Annotated in this window: 14 protein-coding genes and 1 tRNA gene; 3 read left to right on the forward strand and 12 right to left on the reverse strand. The window is 41.2% G+C overall.

The window, feature by feature from the left end:
* Nucleotides 1-118 precede the first annotated feature (118 nt).
* The 8 genes from FRE64_RS14970 to FRE64_RS15005 all read right to left on the reverse strand — a co-directional run bounded on the left by FRE64_RS14970 (nt 119) and on the right by FRE64_RS15005 (nt 12,431).
* Entirely contained in the window at nt 119-2,461 is a 2,343-nt protein-coding gene (locus FRE64_RS14970; protein WP_146296964.1) for a M48 family metalloprotease, read from the reverse strand.
* A 79-nt stretch (nt 2,462-2,540) separates the two neighbouring features.
* A complete protein-coding gene (locus tag FRE64_RS14975) occupies nt 2,541-4,937 on the reverse strand; it encodes a hypothetical protein (protein ID WP_146296965.1) in 2,397 nt (798 codons plus the stop codon).
* Nucleotides 4,938-5,722: 785 nt separating this feature from the next.
* Nucleotides 5,723-6,907 carry an NAD(P)H-quinone oxidoreductase subunit H gene (locus FRE64_RS14980; protein ID WP_146296966.1) on the reverse strand — a complete coding sequence of 395 codons (1,185 nt, stop codon included), beginning with the start codon at nt 6,905-6,907 and terminating at the stop codon, nt 5,723-5,725.
* A 110-nt stretch (nt 6,908-7,017) separates the two neighbouring features.
* Nucleotides 7,018-8,721, reverse strand: a complete 1,704-nt coding sequence (locus FRE64_RS14985) for a DUF3352 domain-containing protein (RefSeq protein WP_146296967.1) — start codon at nt 8,719-8,721, stop codon at nt 7,018-7,020.
* A gap of 84 nt (nt 8,722-8,805) precedes the next feature.
* Complete coding sequence (locus tag FRE64_RS14990; protein WP_146296968.1) at nt 8,806-9,438, reverse strand: hypothetical protein; 633 nt, start codon at nt 9,436-9,438, stop codon at nt 8,806-8,808.
* Between the two features lie 24 nt (nt 9,439-9,462).
* Nucleotides 9,463-10,461 (reverse strand): PRC-barrel domain-containing protein, encoded by a 999-nt coding sequence (locus tag FRE64_RS14995; RefSeq protein ID WP_146296969.1) that lies wholly within the window; start codon nt 10,459-10,461, stop codon nt 9,463-9,465.
* 179 nt (nt 10,462-10,640) lie between these two features.
* Nucleotides 10,641-11,801, reverse strand: a complete 1,161-nt coding sequence (gene moeB, locus FRE64_RS15000; protein ID WP_146296970.1) for a molybdopterin-synthase adenylyltransferase MoeB — start codon at nt 11,799-11,801, stop codon at nt 10,641-10,643.
* Nucleotides 11,802-11,939: 138 nt separating this feature from the next.
* Nucleotides 11,940-12,431: a Mov34/MPN/PAD-1 family protein gene (locus tag FRE64_RS15005; RefSeq protein WP_146296971.1), complete on the reverse strand. Its 492-nt coding sequence runs from the start codon at nt 12,429-12,431 to the stop codon at nt 11,940-11,942.
* A gap of 46 nt (nt 12,432-12,477) precedes the next feature.
* Between FRE64_RS15005 and FRE64_RS15010 the strand changes: the two genes are divergently transcribed.
* A complete protein-coding gene (locus FRE64_RS15010) occupies nt 12,478-12,939 on the forward strand; it encodes a DUF4870 domain-containing protein (protein ID WP_186708874.1) in 462 nt (153 codons plus the stop codon).
* Between the two features lie 6 nt (nt 12,940-12,945).
* Here the strand turns inward: FRE64_RS15010 and FRE64_RS15015 are convergent.
* Together FRE64_RS15015 and FRE64_RS15020 are read right to left on the reverse strand one after the other, a co-directional pair.
* Nucleotides 12,946-13,019 (reverse strand) — tRNA-Pro (locus tag FRE64_RS15015).
* Nucleotides 13,020-13,071: 52 nt separating this feature from the next.
* A complete protein-coding gene (locus FRE64_RS15020; RefSeq protein WP_146296973.1) occupies nt 13,072-13,434 on the reverse strand; it encodes a DUF1818 family protein in 363 nt (120 codons plus the stop codon).
* A 65-nt stretch (nt 13,435-13,499) separates the two neighbouring features.
* On the opposite strand from FRE64_RS15020, the gene FRE64_RS15025 reads away from it, so the two are divergent.
* Entirely contained in the window at nt 13,500-14,378 is an 879-nt protein-coding gene (locus tag FRE64_RS15025; protein WP_146296974.1) for an alpha/beta hydrolase, read from the forward strand.
* Between the two features lie 4 nt (nt 14,379-14,382).
* On the opposite strand, the gene FRE64_RS15030 is transcribed toward FRE64_RS15025, so the two are convergent.
* Complete coding sequence (locus FRE64_RS15030; RefSeq protein WP_146296975.1) at nt 14,383-14,763, reverse strand: ArsR/SmtB family transcription factor; 381 nt, start codon at nt 14,761-14,763, stop codon at nt 14,383-14,385.
* A gap of 154 nt (nt 14,764-14,917) precedes the next feature.
* Here FRE64_RS15030 and FRE64_RS15035 point away from each other — a divergent pair, with 154 nt between their 5' ends.
* On the forward strand, nt 14,918-15,508 hold the full coding sequence (locus FRE64_RS15035; RefSeq protein WP_146296976.1) for a (2Fe-2S) ferredoxin domain-containing protein: 591 nt from the start codon (nt 14,918-14,920) through the stop codon (nt 15,506-15,508).
* A 69-nt stretch (nt 15,509-15,577) separates the two neighbouring features.
* Here FRE64_RS15035 and FRE64_RS15040 read toward each other — a convergent pair whose 3' ends face one another.
* Nucleotides 15,578-15,997, reverse strand: a complete 420-nt coding sequence (locus FRE64_RS15040; RefSeq protein ID WP_146296977.1) for a CAAD domain-containing protein — start codon at nt 15,995-15,997, stop codon at nt 15,578-15,580.
* Nucleotides 15,998-16,000 lie beyond the last annotated feature (3 nt).

Consider the following 16,000-nt stretch of genomic DNA (forward strand, 5'->3'; position numbering starts at 1 on the left):
TTTATAGTGATTCCAAATAAAAAACAGCAACCTAAAAGTAGTGGGAGCATCTTGCTCCCTAGTAGCAGCCAAGATGGCTGCACTACGGAACTGAATTGGAACGACTATAAGTATGATACTACGCCTGTAGAATTAACTGTGCGCCCCAAATAGCAGCCCCAACTGCAATCATTGTTACCCAAATCGGGTAGTGGGCTTGTATAGAGTGACGTTGATTATAAGTAATCCTTTCTACATCTAACCAAGGAATAACCCCTCTTCGTAACCATCCTGAGACAATGACAGGCTTTTGGATAAATTGGTTAGGACGAGAAAAGTTTGGTAAAGTATTGCCAATTATTCCTAGACGGGAAGAAAAATGTAAGGGAATGATTCCTCTTTTTGTTTTTAAGATTAAATCTTGTCCTAACCAGTTACTAATCCCACTTCGTCCCAAAAGTTGACCTTCAATGCGGAGAGAAGCCACTTCTTGTGGATGAGTCATTTGAGTTAACCATTGCGAAAGATTAGGGTTATTATTTTCCTTAGAGAGTTTTAAGTTCGGGAAATAGTGGTTAATTCCAATTAGTAAGGAGAGACTAAAGGCAAAAAGAATACTCCCATTTAAGATGGTTTCTGCTTCGGTTAACCAGCTTAAATAGAAAAAATCGAGTTGTTCACTAATGATTCCCATTCCCCAGAAAATTAGTCTTAGGATTACTCCTAAAATAATCCCTAGATAGACGCTCTTTTGTAGTAAGGGGAAGACTCGATAAGCACTAATTAAGGTTTTAATTTGATCAATCCAGCTACGTGAGGAAGGATGGGGGTTGGTAATTTCTAATTCTAAGGGGAGTTGGTATTTTGTGGCAAATTGGAGTAAATTAAAAGCGCGATCGCTGATTGGGGGATGACTATGAAAACTATTTAAGTAATGGCGATAGGGTTGGGAAAGTTCCCAATTTAAAATGGTTTCTAAGGCGATATGCTCACTTAAACTTCCTAAAGATAATCCTTGACGATAGCCAATAGGAAATAAGGGATTAAAACTTTCTAGGAAGTAAGGGGTTTGTTTTTCTACTTCTATTCCATGAGTCATACCAAAGGTTAATTTTATTAGCGCTCTCACTTTTGCATTAGGATTTCCAGTGAGAGAAACAGAAAACTGATCGCGATAGAAATGTTGAGCTTGAAATATCCAATTTAAAGGGAGTTGCCACAGGCGATAGGCTAAATAAAAAAAGTTAGAAATAATTGCACCACTATTGCGAATTAGGGGAGGGATATCACGCCAGATCCAATTAGGAATAAAACGTGGTGATCTTTTAGGTATCTTCTGATAACTCTTTTCTCCCCAATAGGCAATTTGATAATAGAGGCTATAGGGAATTTGCAAAAACGCGATCGCGCTTGATAAAATTGGAAATAATCCATAACGACTCATTGCCAATTCTCCTGCTAATAAAGTGGCAATTTCTTCATCCTCTAGCTGACTTAATAATCCTTCACTAACTATAATTCGAGTATTTTTCGGTAAATGTCCATAACTAAAAATAACAGGAGAGGTAATATGTAAAAGACCCAAATAAGGAAATGGAATTTTATGCTGGCGACAATAATTTCTTAATATTTTGCCACTGTCAGGACACCGAGTCAGAAATTCCGACAAAGATAGTTTTCGTCGCTGATAAAGTATTGACATTACCCCATCTAGCCACCAAGGAGAAATAATACAAACGATAACTAGGAAAATTATTAAAGTTATTGTTGGATCGCGATAAAAGGGCTGAAAAGGGCGAATATCAGGTAAAGATACTAATAAATCATTGGTTAAGCCCATAAAAATCTCAATTGAAGCCCGAAATAGCCAAAAGAAAGCAACGATGCTAATGGCAATTCTTAACCAAAAACGAAACTGAAATTTAATTGATAAGGGTTGCCAATTTTCTGCACTAGGTGCATCACGCCATTCTCTTTTTATAGAGGGTTTACTGAGTTCCTTAAGTGGTTTAGGTTTCGCTTTGTTCTTCTTCTCTTGCTTTTTTTTAGCTGTTTTCTTCTCAGTCTTAGGAGAGGATATCGGTTTCTTTTTTGGAGTCTCAGGGGGCGTTTCTTTTTTGAAAGATTGACGTTTTTTAACTGGAGGGGGAGAAACATCTGGTGGGGCTGTATCAACAACAAATCCTGTGGTTTCTGATAATCTTTCAGCAGTTTTAAGTTCTTTTAATTGTCTCCTTGCCCAAACTTGATTAGAAATATCCCCGGTTTGCTGAATTTCCTCACAGAGTTGAATTGCTTTTTCGGCTTTTCCACTTTTGATATAAGCAGACACTAAACCTTTTTTTGCCGTAGAAATGAGAGTTTGATCATGACTATTTTGACAAATCTGTTCAAATTGCGCGATCGCGCTTTCATACTCTCGGGCGGCTAAAGCCTTTTGAGCAAGGTTTAAGCAATTAAAATCATTATTATTAACATTCATCTCTAAGCTTGTTTTTTAAGCATCAAGATCACATCCATCGTCCCTATCTTGACGAATTGTCCCTAAAATTGTCGCCACTTCAATACAGCGTCGATCCTCTAAATTTTCTATTGACAAAGTTACTTGTGCTAACTGAATCAATATTATTTTCACAATGCTGATCGCTTTCCCCACTTTCCCGAATCAAATCCTCATTATCAAAATCATCGTCAGTAACATCTTGATTGCTAATGTAAGAGTAAATTTCTTTTGGACCTTCAATGCTTTGCGTAAGTGCTTGTCCAAAATTAACTTCTGACTCAGCATCAATTAAGTCTTGTTCGAGAGTAGTACGTTTATTCTCTTCTACTTCGATATTGCGAGCTAACATCCCTAGAGTACAGGATGCAGTATGAAGTGTTGTTTGATCAGCAAGGCTTAAATTGGCATAACTAGTCCCATTGTCAAGTTGATCAATTACTCGCCGCAGATTAGAAAAGTCTCCCCACATCGTTAATTGGGGATAGGGATGAATAACTGGATCATCATCATCTAAGTCATCTTGCAACGGTGGAAATGCTCCATCAGGATCGCCAGCAAAGTAAGCTAAATTGGTTAAAGCACGCCGTAAGGGATCATCGGAATCATTAATTAGACTGGCAAACCCACCCGCAGTTGTTTCATTTCCGGGAGAATTAAATTCCCAGCCATTTGTGCCAATGCCTTGTAAAAAGTTGGTTTCTAATTCCCCAGTCAGTGGACTATCAATAAATCGGGTACTTCTGGCAACAGTTCCCAAGGTTCCGGAGGTTCCAGGATGAGCAGTAGTAGCAAGACAAGCAGCAGGAAAATCTGAGTCATCATTGTGATGATAAATCGCAGTTGCTTGAACCGCAGCTAAGTTATCCCGCAGGGTTTTTAATTGTCGTCTTTCATTAGAGCGACTTCCTGTATGAGCATTATTTTCAATAGGATTTAGGGGATCATCACCGCCTCCCTGCCAATCAAAGGCATTCCCTAATTCTAAGCGCTGTCCGACAATTAAGCGTAATCCTTGAGTGTAAGAACGTCGTTCCCAATAGCCATCAACTCCTACCTCTTGAGGAAATTCTGGCGGGGCATCTAAACCAATGAGATCATCTCTATCAGTAGGAATGAGTTGTCCATTACTACCAAAGTCTGGAATCTGATCGTCTGCTTCTTCTCCATATTTTGGCTTCGGCCCCCAACGGTCATCTGCGCGATAGGTATCATCCACATAGGGTTTACGTTGAACATCATTACGAATTCGATCTGAGGGATCATTGTCCTGTCGTTGTCCCCAACTTGGATCTCGAACCCCATCTACGTCATAACTTCCATAACCATCGTGATCATCATCATCATTTTGTTTCCCCCGTGAGACTAAAATATCTTCTGTGTAGAGAATTAAGGGATTAAGAGTATAATCATCAAACCCGGTTAAATTATTAATACTGCCATTTATAGAGTCAGTGTCACCACTAAAATCGACAGTTGCTCTTGGAGGGTCATCAGAATCAAAGAGATCAATGCGTTCTGTATCGCCACCAGCGGATATGGCTTGGGCTTGATAGAGAATCGTTCCGTCAGTATCCTCAACTTGAGTTAAGGTAATCGTGTTTGCATCTTCAGTATAAATACAAGATTTCGGGGAACTAACGAGATAAAAGCGTAGGCTATCATTCCAAGAGACTAAGTTGCCGTCAGTATGAATTGCCCCATTAAGATTAAACTGAGGCCCAGGGTGAATAAATAAGTCGTAGCGAAACCAAACGCCAAATTTATTGCCACGGTCTAATTGTCGATCTTGCTGAAATTCTAAAGCTGCAGCACTACGGTTAGCAGGGTTATTATTCTCAACAAAGACATTAACTTGAAAATTCTTGCGAACTGAAGAAGCACTGACAGAAAACCAGCCATTCTCGTCTTCTAATCCCTCAATATCACATTCTGCTCTAGACCCCCGAATTGCCTCAATTCTAGCTGGTCCTGTGCGAGTGACTAAGTTACCTGCTTTCTCAGCATCAGAGTCACTCAGAGTAATATCATTCGTGCCATCGCCATCAGAGTCGGCTCCATTTTGCATTAAAATGGAATAAGCCACTAATTCACTGCTTCCATCCCCATCCAAGTCGGTTTCATAAGTCCAAGCATTATCTAATTCTCCGTCTCCATTGAGGTCAATTCGAGTTTCATCTGGAAATTGATAAGGATCAGGTTCGCCTTCCACTGGGCTAACTAACTCATTATCCACATACCGCATCAAATCTCGCACTAAAATTTCTGATGGCACACCAGCAGGAAATCGAGGATCACGATCAAATAAGTGTTCTAGTTTGGCTTTCGCTCGTTCTACGGCTGGAGTCGCAATGCTATCAATGCGCTGAGATTCCCTTGAACCAATGACTTCGATACTGCGATCTCCTGTTCGCACAATTAAAGCCCCAACAAATAAGCCCACTACCAGTAACACCATGACGGTTGTGGGTAGGACAAATCCAAGGGTTGTATTTTTTCTTCTCTGGCTTTTAAATAACCATTTCGTTAGCCTGATTAGCAGTTGAAATAAGGCGGAAGAGAGCTTGGAATGATAGCCCGAGTCTGCGAGCTTTTCTTTGGAGATGCCGAGGAATAGTCATGAGTTTTAGTTCCCGAAGAAGAAAGGCAACTCTAGAGCTGATTTTTATAAAACTTTAATCACATTGTGATAATGACTATAACCTTAGCATTATTCCTATTTGAAAAACTACGAGATTTTTACGGAAATTGATTTTCATTCTATGTTCTTGTCATCAATTGTCATATAGTATATTTGATGACCCTCATAGAGAAATTGATTCAGTACTGTATAGGACTATCGAGGAGAATCACCGTGAATGTCTCGCTGTCTTTTATCAATAAGCAAGCCTGATTGACAATCAAAAAATCTGCAAAAAAGGCAGATTTAACTAGAATTCATTGCTAGGAGGTCATAAATGACCTCGACGGTTATTAAAGCGTTGTTGACGGTGAGAACGTTGGTCAAAGGGTATCTTACGATTGTTAACCTAAGCCAAGAGGTCGCCCTCTTGACTCCGCTTCAGAACGGTACGTGAGACTTTCGCCTCATACCGCTCCTCTCCAGACTACACGCTTATTAACAGAACTTCCCTGCTTACAGTGCATTCCGCACCGTAACAATAATCTTTGGAGTTTGTGAACTTTAGCCACGTTACCACTTTGAGAAGCTCGATAAAAAAGGGAATAACTATCCAAGAAGCCCTAACGATCAACGGATCCCATAATGACATCAATACTCCCTAAAATTGCCATAATATCAGCAACTTTTACCCCTTTGAGGAGGTGAGGGAGAATTTGTAAGTTATTAAAGTCAGGGGCGCGAATTTTCCAACGCCACGGGAATACATTATCGTTACCAACTAAGAAAATGCCTAACTCCCCTTTACCACTTTCGAGGCGCACATAATGTTCCCCTTCTGGAATTTTGAAAGTGGGAGCCATTTTTTTAGCGATATATTGATAGTCAAAATCATTCCACTGGGATTTTTTTCCTTCTGCCATGCGACGGGCTTCTAGATTTTCATAGGGGCCGCCTGGAATACCATCGCAAGCCTGACGAATAATTTTTAGGGATTCTCGCATTTCTCGCACCCGTACTAAATAACGGGCGAAACAGTCGCCAGCGGTTTCCCAATGAATGTCCCAGTCAAAGTCATCATAACATTCGTAATGGTCAACTTTTCGCAAGTCCCATTTTACCCCTGATCCTCTTAACATGGGACCGGATAATCCCCAGTTAATGGCTTCTTCACGAGTAACCACCCCAACACCTTCTAAGCGACGACGGAAGATGGGGTTATTGGTAAGAAGTTTTTCGTATTCATCAACTTTTTCTGCAAAATAGTCACAGAAATCAATACATTTCTCTAACCAGCCATAGGGTAAGTCAACAGCAACCCCTCCCACTCGGAAGTAGTTATTATTAATTAACCTTGAGCCACTCGCTGCTTCCCAGAGATCATAAATCATTTCCCGTTCGCGGAAAATATAGAAAAATGGGGTTTGTGCGCCAATGTCTGCGAGAAAGGGCCCTAACCATAGCAGGTGGTTAGCAATGCGATTTAGTTCTAACATAATGACACGGATATATTGAGCGCGTTTTGGCACTTCAATATCCGCGAGTTTTTCAGGGGCGTTAACGGTGATTGCTTCGTTAAACATTCCCGCGGCGTAATCCCAACGGCTCACATAGGGAACGTACATGACGTTGGTGCGGTTTTCTGCAATTTTTTCCATTCCCCGATGGAGGTAGCCAATGACGGGTTCACAATCCACCACATCTTCCCCATCTAGGGTGACAATGAGGCGGAGAACGCCGTGCATTGAGGGGTGGTGGGGCCCCATATTTAGCACCATCGGTTCGGTTCTAGTTTCGATCTTTGCCATAGATCAGGTATTCTCTCTTGTATTTTTTTCTTGATTCAGAGCAAGTCGCCCTTTCGGTTTTAAATGTTGCATTCTGTTAACTATTATAGGAAGCAATGTCTGGATTCATCTTAATTTCGGGAAGTTAGTTGTAGAAAGAGGGTTGCTTTTCTAACGCCAGCGTCTGTTCCTTCACTGGCTAGGGTAAGAATGCGAAGGTGATCAAATAAGGGTTTTCCAGCTAGTTCTACTACCCGCAGTAAGGGGAGTTCTTCTTTTAATAGGGTTTGGCTATTTTCCCAGTCGAGATAGAAGTAACCGTCATTTTCTGGCGGTAAGGGCGCGATCGCGCTTTGGAATTTTTCACTATTAATTAGAGCATCTTCTCCTTTTGTAATGGCTTGGGCAATTGTTTCTACAGAAGTCCCAAAAATTTCATAATCATCCACATGACCATGAATCCCTTTGACCTCAGCATTAAACTCAATGGGGGTTTTTTTGGGATTGAGGGCGACATTAGAAACTGGTTTAATTACTGTCCAAGCCGTTAGCTTGTGTTCCGCAAATTCTAAATTTCCGACACTGTAACCGCTTGCTTTTGCCTTTTCGTCTAATTCTTTAACAAGGCTGGCGAGGTTAGTATTTTCTTTTTCTTCGGCAACGAATCCCCAATTACCGACTTTGGGTTGATCTTCTTGGGGTAAGAGAGCTAAGGCATATTCTCCTTTGATGCTTGGGAAAATTTCTTCTTCAAGAGAAATTCCTAAGCGTTCTTGTAAGCTGTCTTCGAGTTGAGCAATTACGGTTTCAGTGGGCCCATCAACGGCTAATTCTTTTAAGCTTTTCCACAGTTGATCTAAATCAACACCGGCTGCGGTTAAAACGGTACTACTGGGAAGATAGTTGAGGGCGTTAACAGGTTGGGATAAGGCAGGATTACGGTTTTCTTCTTCCCCTACCCCTAAAAGAGCCGTTTGAGCTTTCAAACCATCAGGAGTTACCCCAAATCCAGCAGTGAGTGTGGGTTGGTTATCTTGTAACGGAAGTGCAGGTTGATTGGCGATCCAAGCAGCCACTGCAGGTAAATTTAAGTAAAGTTGACCAATGCGAGGATTAGTAATAGTTTTTTGCGCCTTTTGATAAGGAACTGCCTCTTCTAGGCTTAAACTGGGAACTTGAATATTATTAAGAGCCTCTCTTAAAACTTTCGGGTGATTAGCAAATAACACATGATCTCCCACCACTGCACTAGCTAACGCGCCACTTTCCGGATCAGGTTTATTTTGTAAGGGGCGACGGTAAGTAATATTAACCCCCTTATAACGTTCAAATACTAAGTCTGTATTCGGGGAAACCGCTTGACGGGAATAATAGCCTTGTAAAAATTCTTTTGCTAATTCTTGATCTTCGGTGGAAGCCACAAGAAGATAACCCGGTTGTGCACCATTAGCGCGATCGCGATCAAAATCTAAGGAAGTGACGGCTAAGGTGATTTCCTCTCCTAACCAAGGCTTAATATCTTGGTCATAATCTAATTGACGACTGGCTAGGAATTGGGCTTTAATGCGGTCTAACTCTTGCCGAGAGCGCGATCGAATTTTTAATGGCGCTCGCAATTGACGATAGGCTTCCAAACGATCCACATCCACCACCATCGAAGCCATAACCGGGGCTTGTTTAGACACAAATTGAGCCGCAGTTGGCGATTTAACAACTCCTCCACCTTCTAACGCGAGAGGGCTTTCCTGAAGTAACCAAGTTAAACTTACGCCAAAGCCAGCAAGGAAGATAAGAGAAATAGTAATTATAGAAATTAAAAAAGAGCGAAACTTCATTATGTATGATTTTTCAATGATGAGCGACTTCTCTACCTACCATTATTTCAGGAATAGCACCTTCGGTAAACTTCCGCACCTACATCAAGATTCACTTTCCGATTGATGATCAAGATTCAATTGAAGTTCACTTAGCTTTGTCGCTAGGGTTTGACTTTGTTCAGTTTGAAATTGAACCAGACTCTCTAGGAGTTGAGTCACTTGTTTAAGATATCGTTGTAATTCCTCAACCTGTTCTGTAGTAGAGAACTTTTGATTGATTTCCGATTCTAAGCGCGATCGCGCTTCCTCTAATTCTTGCTGTTTTTGTTCAAGATGTTCTTGCTTCTCTACAATTGTCTCTACTTGATTGAGAATAGAGGTTTTTGCTTTTAGAGAATCAGTATCTTGAATTTGCTGCTGTTTAAAACTTTGCAGAGACTGTTCAATCTCTTCCGCTTTTTGCTTCACTTGCCAAAGCAGAATTTGTTGATTTTCTTGTTCACTTTGAGTGCTTTGGATTAAACTTTCTAAATGGCTAAGTTGATGATGTTGAGAGCGTTGATCTTTTCGGCGATTGAATTTATTAACAACCAGCGCGATCGCGATCGGAACTAATCCCCAGGCTATGTGCTGAGTGCTAACTGCAATAATTGTCCCCGCAATCAGGACAATCAGTAAAACATTTTCTCCCTGCTCTCTTATCAACTTTTTTTTAGAACCTATTGAAGCTTTCATGACCAAATTTGCTTAGCAGCATAGTTAGTTAAACTCTTCATATTCAGGCTCTTTTTCCTTCTCCTTCTCTTTACTTTTTTCCTTCTCAGGCAGATTGACTTTTGGCGGAACATAACTATCGTCCTCATCTTTCCAAACGTCTTCTTCCATATCATCCTCCTCTTCAAAAGAGGTTAAAGGTTCGGGTTCATAAGAAGCCTCTTCATCTCCCCAGTTATCCTCTTCTAGCACAGCTTCTTGATAGCGAATAGACTCTTCCTCACGACGAGGGAGAGGTTCAGGTTCTTCCCACTCTTCCTCTGTCCATGCTTCTTCATAAACTGGCTCACGAATAGGTTCGCGAGTTTCTCGGCGTTCTTCTCGCATTGGGGGGCGTTCTTCACGTTCTGGTTCACGTTCAGGTAAACCCGTTCCTAACTGATTCTCGGGACGCGCAGTAGGAGGCGTATAATATAAGTCGTCGTCGTCTTTTTCCCAGGGGGCTCTGCCAATGCCTAATCTTTCTAAAATTCCGACAGTCAGTTGGGTAAGACGTTCTTCTGCGCCCTCAAACACAATAATTCGATTGGGACCACTGCTAACAATTTCTTCAATGGGAAGTTCATAGGTACTCAGAACCTGATCAGGAATTTGTGGATATCCCCAAGAAGCAATAATTAAAGAGGAAACTTTACCATCCTCCATATTAAATTGAAAATCACGCACCCGCCCCAACATTTCTCCGTCTTCAGTAATCACCTCACAATTGATCAAAGCGCTGAGGGCTTCAATTTCAACATCCTCAATAACTTCTTCATTTTCTACGAGAATAACATCACCACTTTGAGTAATATCTTCTAAATACATATAGCGTGGCATACCTGCCACAGATATCAAGTTATCGCGTAACCCTAGCGCGACCACCTCACGGCGGTCAATATCCACTAACATTTCTTTAACCACCCCGAGACGCTTGCCACTATTACGGGTGATAACTTGGGTATTAATAACTTCAGAGCGTAAACGATTGAATTCACTTGTCATTGTTTTGTTCTGCTAATCCTTGATCTCGCAGCTTATTTTAATAATTCAGTTAGTCTTAGATTGATTAGAGGAGCGGGTTAACTCCATCTTGATATCCTATCTTATCGTACACAAAAGTAAGGAGAGAAAATCCCTGTCCTATCTCCAATTGAGATGGACAGGTTAAGGCAGTTTCCTCTTTAATATTCGGGGACAGAAGAATCAACTTCTTGACTCCAAGCGCGAATTCCCCCTTTCAAGTTTGTACCTTCAATACCCGCTTCTTTTAGCATTCGTAGGGCTTTTGCTGAACGTCCCCCCATTTTGCAGTGGGCAATTAGGCGATGACCATTCATTAACTCTTTAACTTTTTCGACACCGTTTCCTTCTTCAATTTCAGGAAGGGGAATTAAAGTAGCCCCTGGAATTTTAGCAATTTCGTATTCATTGGGGTTACGAACATCAATGAGAACATAATCCTTTGCCCCTTGATCCATGAGTTGCTTTAACTCCTGCACTGTCATTTCAGGAACATCTGTTTCTTCTTCCTGCATTTGTGGAATGCCACAGAACTGTTCATAGTCAATCAGTTCTTTAATTTCAGGACGTTCTGGGTTACGACGCAGTTTTAATTCCCGAAAGCTCATGGTCTGAGCATTATAAAGCAATAAACGCCCACTGAGGGTAGTATCCATGCCCAGAATTACTTTAATTGTTTCTGTAGCCTGAATTGATCCAATTACACCACATAAAACGCCTAAAACGCCACCTTCCGCGCAGGAGGGAACCATTCCGGGTGGCGGGGGTTCAGGAAAGACATCACGATAGTTGGGCCCTTCTTGATAATTAAAAACGCTAGCTTGCCCTTCAAAACGGAAAATTGATCCATAAACATTGGGTTTCCCTAACAAGACACAAGCATCATTAACCAGATAGCGTGTTGGGAAATTATCAGTTCCATCTACCACCACATCGTAGGGTTTCAGGATATCAAGGGCATTTTCGGAAGTAATACGAGTATTATGAAGGTCAACTTGACAAAAAGGATTAATGTCAAGAATCCGTTGTTTGGCTGATTCTAGTTTCGGTTTTCCTACTTGGGCTGTTCCGTGGATCACTTGACGTTGCAGGTTAGAACTATCTACCACGTCAAAATCGACAATTCCAATACGCCCCACACCAGCAGCGGCTAAGTATAATAAGAGAGGAGAACCAAGTCCACCAGTGCCAATACAAGCGACGCTGGCAGCTTTGAGGCGCTTTTGCCCTTCTAATCCTACTTCTGGCAGGATAATATGACGGGAGTAGCGTTCGTATTCGTCTTTATTGAGTTCGATTTCTTCTAGATTTGGATTAAGCATAACTGTCTCACGTCTGTGAGGATAATGTGCTGATTGGTTATTTACTATTTTGCTACGGGAAATGAGAAGCGACGATTCAATTAATAAGTAGCGTCACCCTGAAATAACGGTGCAACCCTCTAGGGTAAGTGTTGATGTTCAATTATGGCAACCTTCTGTTACAATTATTTTTTCTTCTTGGAATTGTTGTTGATCATCTAAGCGCCAGCTACGACAATCTACTACTGTTCCTTCTTCAACAGACATAATAATATAGGAGTAGGTGTCCCACGCGATCGCGCGATCGAACTCTGAAGGATAAGCACTCTGATCGGGATGAGAATGATAAATCCCTACAATGTCTAAGTTATTCTCACGAGCATACTTTTGGGCTTTTAAAAGCACTGCCGGATCAATGGTAAAGCGATCACGCCGACTAGCTGTTTTTTGTTTTTTGGAGGAAGGAACAGCGGAAAATAATTCTTCTGATGAAGATTCCCAAACATTTTCAGTTTTCCACACCTCTACAATCACGATTTCTCCATTTTCCTCAAATTGTCCTAATAAAATGCCACAGCATTCTTCTGGATAAGCCTTTTGAGCGTGATCATAAAATTTTTCTTGTTTTTTTTGTGTTAGTTTAAGCACCATAATACTTTTTAATTAGTAGTTGATGATCTTCAAGAAAGGAGTCATTTTGACTAATATCTCCGAGGAAGAAGTAAAGTGGGCAATGACTTGCCATTTAGCAGGGTTAGTGTGGATTCCTCTTTATTGGTTGCAGTTTCCCTTACCTTTAGTGAATGTGGTTATTCCGACGCTAATTTGGTTATTCAAGCGAGAAAACTCAGAATATATTGATTTTCAAGGCAGAGAAGCTCTCAATTTTCAAATTACTGTAGTTTTGTATAGCATTGTTTTATTTACCGTCGGCATCATTGGATTTTTTATTTATTTAGCCATGTTTGGAGCAGATGTGGAAGATTCTATTGGCGCGATCGCGCTTTTGACAAGGGGAATTAATCAAACACAACGCATTGTTTCTATTTTAATGATGCTTTTCAGTTTAGCCTTTGCTCTAACCGCAGCTGTGAAAACTAAAAAGGGAAATTTTTATTTCTATCCCTTTACTATTCGTGTTTTTCGAGCCTCTAGCTAATAAAAATCGGAGCGGCGGGATTTGAACCCACGACCCCCACTACCCCAAAGTGGTGCGCTACCAAGCTGCGCTACGCCCCGAACTATTCACAGTCTGTTATAGTAACTGATTTTGAAAAAAATTGCAACTCTATTAGGGAGAAAAAGTTTTCACTGCAGTAATTAACTCTTTTACGGCATTTTCTGACCAGTTTCCTTCCGCACGTCGAGAAGTCTGTAAAATAAGTCTGATCGAGAAGTTATCGGGATAGCCTTCTGCTTCTAGCCAAAGCGTATCAGATTCAGCTTCACAAGCAATTCTTTCTTCGTCCATTAACTCGTTTTTCATCTCTGCCATGGTTTTAGCCAGTTGCAATAAGAGGCGGCAAAAATCCACAAATTCTGATTCTGTCAGTTCAAATGCCCAGTTGTCTGTTCCTACTAATCCCTTATATTGGGTTTCATAAGGATTCCAGCCCAATCGCCATCCTTCCCCTTTTTTCAAAATCCGATCCATAAGGATGTTACTAATTTCGGAACTGAGTTGTTACAACTAAAGAGTAACGTCTTACAGTTGTTTTTATGGTTAAAACGTTTTCTTATTCCACTCAATTTTATCAGTGGCAGTATCAGGGTCGTGACTTTCGCATTGCTTATGATGTTAGAGGAGAAGGGTCTCCTGTTTTATTGCTTCCAGCTTTTAGCACCGTTTCTACCCGTGAGGAAATGTTGGGGATAGCAGAGGTTCTCGCTTCTGATTTTCAGGTAGTTACTCTCGACTGGCTTGGGTTTGGTGAGTCAGATCGTCCGAATCTAAACTATGCGCGATCGCTGTATGAAGAACTTGCCAAAGATTTTATCCAAAGTCAGTTTGAGCAACCCATTTCCGTCGTAGCCGCGGGTCATGCTGCAGGATACGCGATGCAAGTAGCTCATCGGTTTCCCTCTTTATGCTCAAAAATGGTACTAATTGCCCCCACTTGGAAAGGGCCATTAAGAGCGATGGGGCTTCCTTCGCCAGTGGCAGCAGGGATTAAAAATTTAGTGCGCTCACCTGGGCTTGGTCAAACTCTCTATGCCCTAAATACAACCCCTCAATTTTTAGAGTTTATGTATCGTCGCCACGTTTATACGAACCCAGAACGACTAACGCCTGAGTTTATGGCGCAAAAACATGAGATAACCCAAAAATCAGGGGCGCGACACGCACCAGCAGCGTTTGTTACGGGAGCGTTAGATCCCATGAGTAATCACGAAGAATTTCTTAATGTGGCTCGTTCTTTGAATATTCCGATGAAAATTATTATTGGGGAGGATTCTCCGCCGAAATCAAAAGCAGAAATGGAGTCTTTGAAAGGACTTCCCAATATTGAAACTGTCCATCTTCCCGGTTCTTTGGGAATGCATGAGGAATATGCGTCTCCGTTGGGAAAAACTGCCAAACTATTTTTAAGCCAGTGATTACCTAACTACATTTACCATCTAAGTGGTCAGCAACGGCTTGATATAACTCTAGAACATGATGGTCAGCAAGATGATAAAAGACTTTCCGACCTCGCTTCTGATATCCCACAAGACGCATCGTGCGTAAGTTTCGCAATTGGTGAGACACAGCTGATTCACTCATGTTCAAACTTGCTGCTAGGTCACAGACACAGAGTTCCTGTTTTGCCAGTAATGATAAGATTCTTAGGCGATTGGGATCTCCTAAAAAACTAAAAAATTCTGCCATTCGTTGAGCTTTTTCAACGGGAAGTACAGTTTCTAAATATTGGCTGAGTTTTTCGGATTGTGAAGGGTGAGTTACTTCACAGGAGGGAACGTCTGATGATACTTGAGCAGTCATACTATAAAGTTTTTATGGTTAGTTAGCAAGGCTTCCTTACATTTTAGCCGTTGAAAGGATTGAGTGTTTCTACTTCTTGCAAATCTTTCTCTATTTTGTCATCCTAGAAGTAATAAGTTGAGAATTATTTGCATTTTAGCTAACGGAGACTGACGTGAGTGGCAGTAAAAAAGAGGTAAGGAAGTTTGTCTTAGAAGGGCGGTTTCTCAATACAGTGGGGAAATCAACATCAAAGCCCAAATATATGCGCTTGGCAACAGCAGAAGGGGAACAACTACTTAAAATTAGTAAAGCCTTGCGTCCACTAATCATGCAAAATCATTTAGAGGTGGGCAGCTGGATAACTGTTTCTGGAAAGGAAACTTACAAACCCAAAAAGGGCAAACGAAAAAGAAAAATCAAAACCATTGATTCTCACCCGACTTTAGCAAGTTCTCCACAGTCTCCCTTATTGGAAGGAAAGGTCAAAGCTAAACCGAAAAAAGAGAAGAAGAAGGAAAGTATTTTAGTGTGTCAAAAGTCTTCTTGCTGTAAACGTGGTGGGAAGGCAGTTTATCAGGCGGCAAAAGAAACGGTGGCAAAACATGAACTGCGCGATCGCGTTCAGGTTAAACCTACTGGCTGTATGGGAAAATGCAAAAAAGGTCCTTGTTTAGTAATGCAACAAGATAAATCTCGCTATGTTGGGATTAAACCTGAAGAAGTCCCTGATATAATTGCTCAACGTTATATAGCAGTGGCTTAGTGATCAAAAAACTCCCTCGCACCAACTGATGAGCAAGTTACGAGGGAGTTGCTTATTAGAAAGCTGAAGTTAAGATTTATTTGCGTTATTGCCAACTACTTGCGCTTTCAGGTTATTAAATTCTGAGAATAGTTCCTGACGAGTGGAAGCCCGTAGCAGGTAGCGATAAATAAACCAGCCTGTATAACCTAGCCCTACCAGTTCAAAAATTGGCGATAATAAGGGAATGCCGTTAATTGCACCGAGAACAGCAAATGTAACCTTAACGGTAATAAAGGCAACAATAAAGAGTAAAATGACGAGCAGAGGTTGCTGATAATCCGCGAAAAATTGCCCAATGTAGTTAGGAAGTTTGGAGATGACATCCACTACTGGTTGCAGTTGCTGTTGCCATTCTGGCTGACTACTTGCCGGAGCAAGTTCACCTCCCGTTTCAGGGTTAATCTCGCTTTGAGTTTGTTTTTCTTGAGTTTCTGTTGATTGTTCCATGAT

The sequence above is a fragment of the Euhalothece natronophila Z-M001 genome, from assembly GCF_007904085.1.
In the GTDB taxonomy this organism is placed as follows: domain Bacteria; phylum Cyanobacteriota; class Cyanobacteriia; order Cyanobacteriales; family Rubidibacteraceae; genus Halothece; species Halothece natronophila.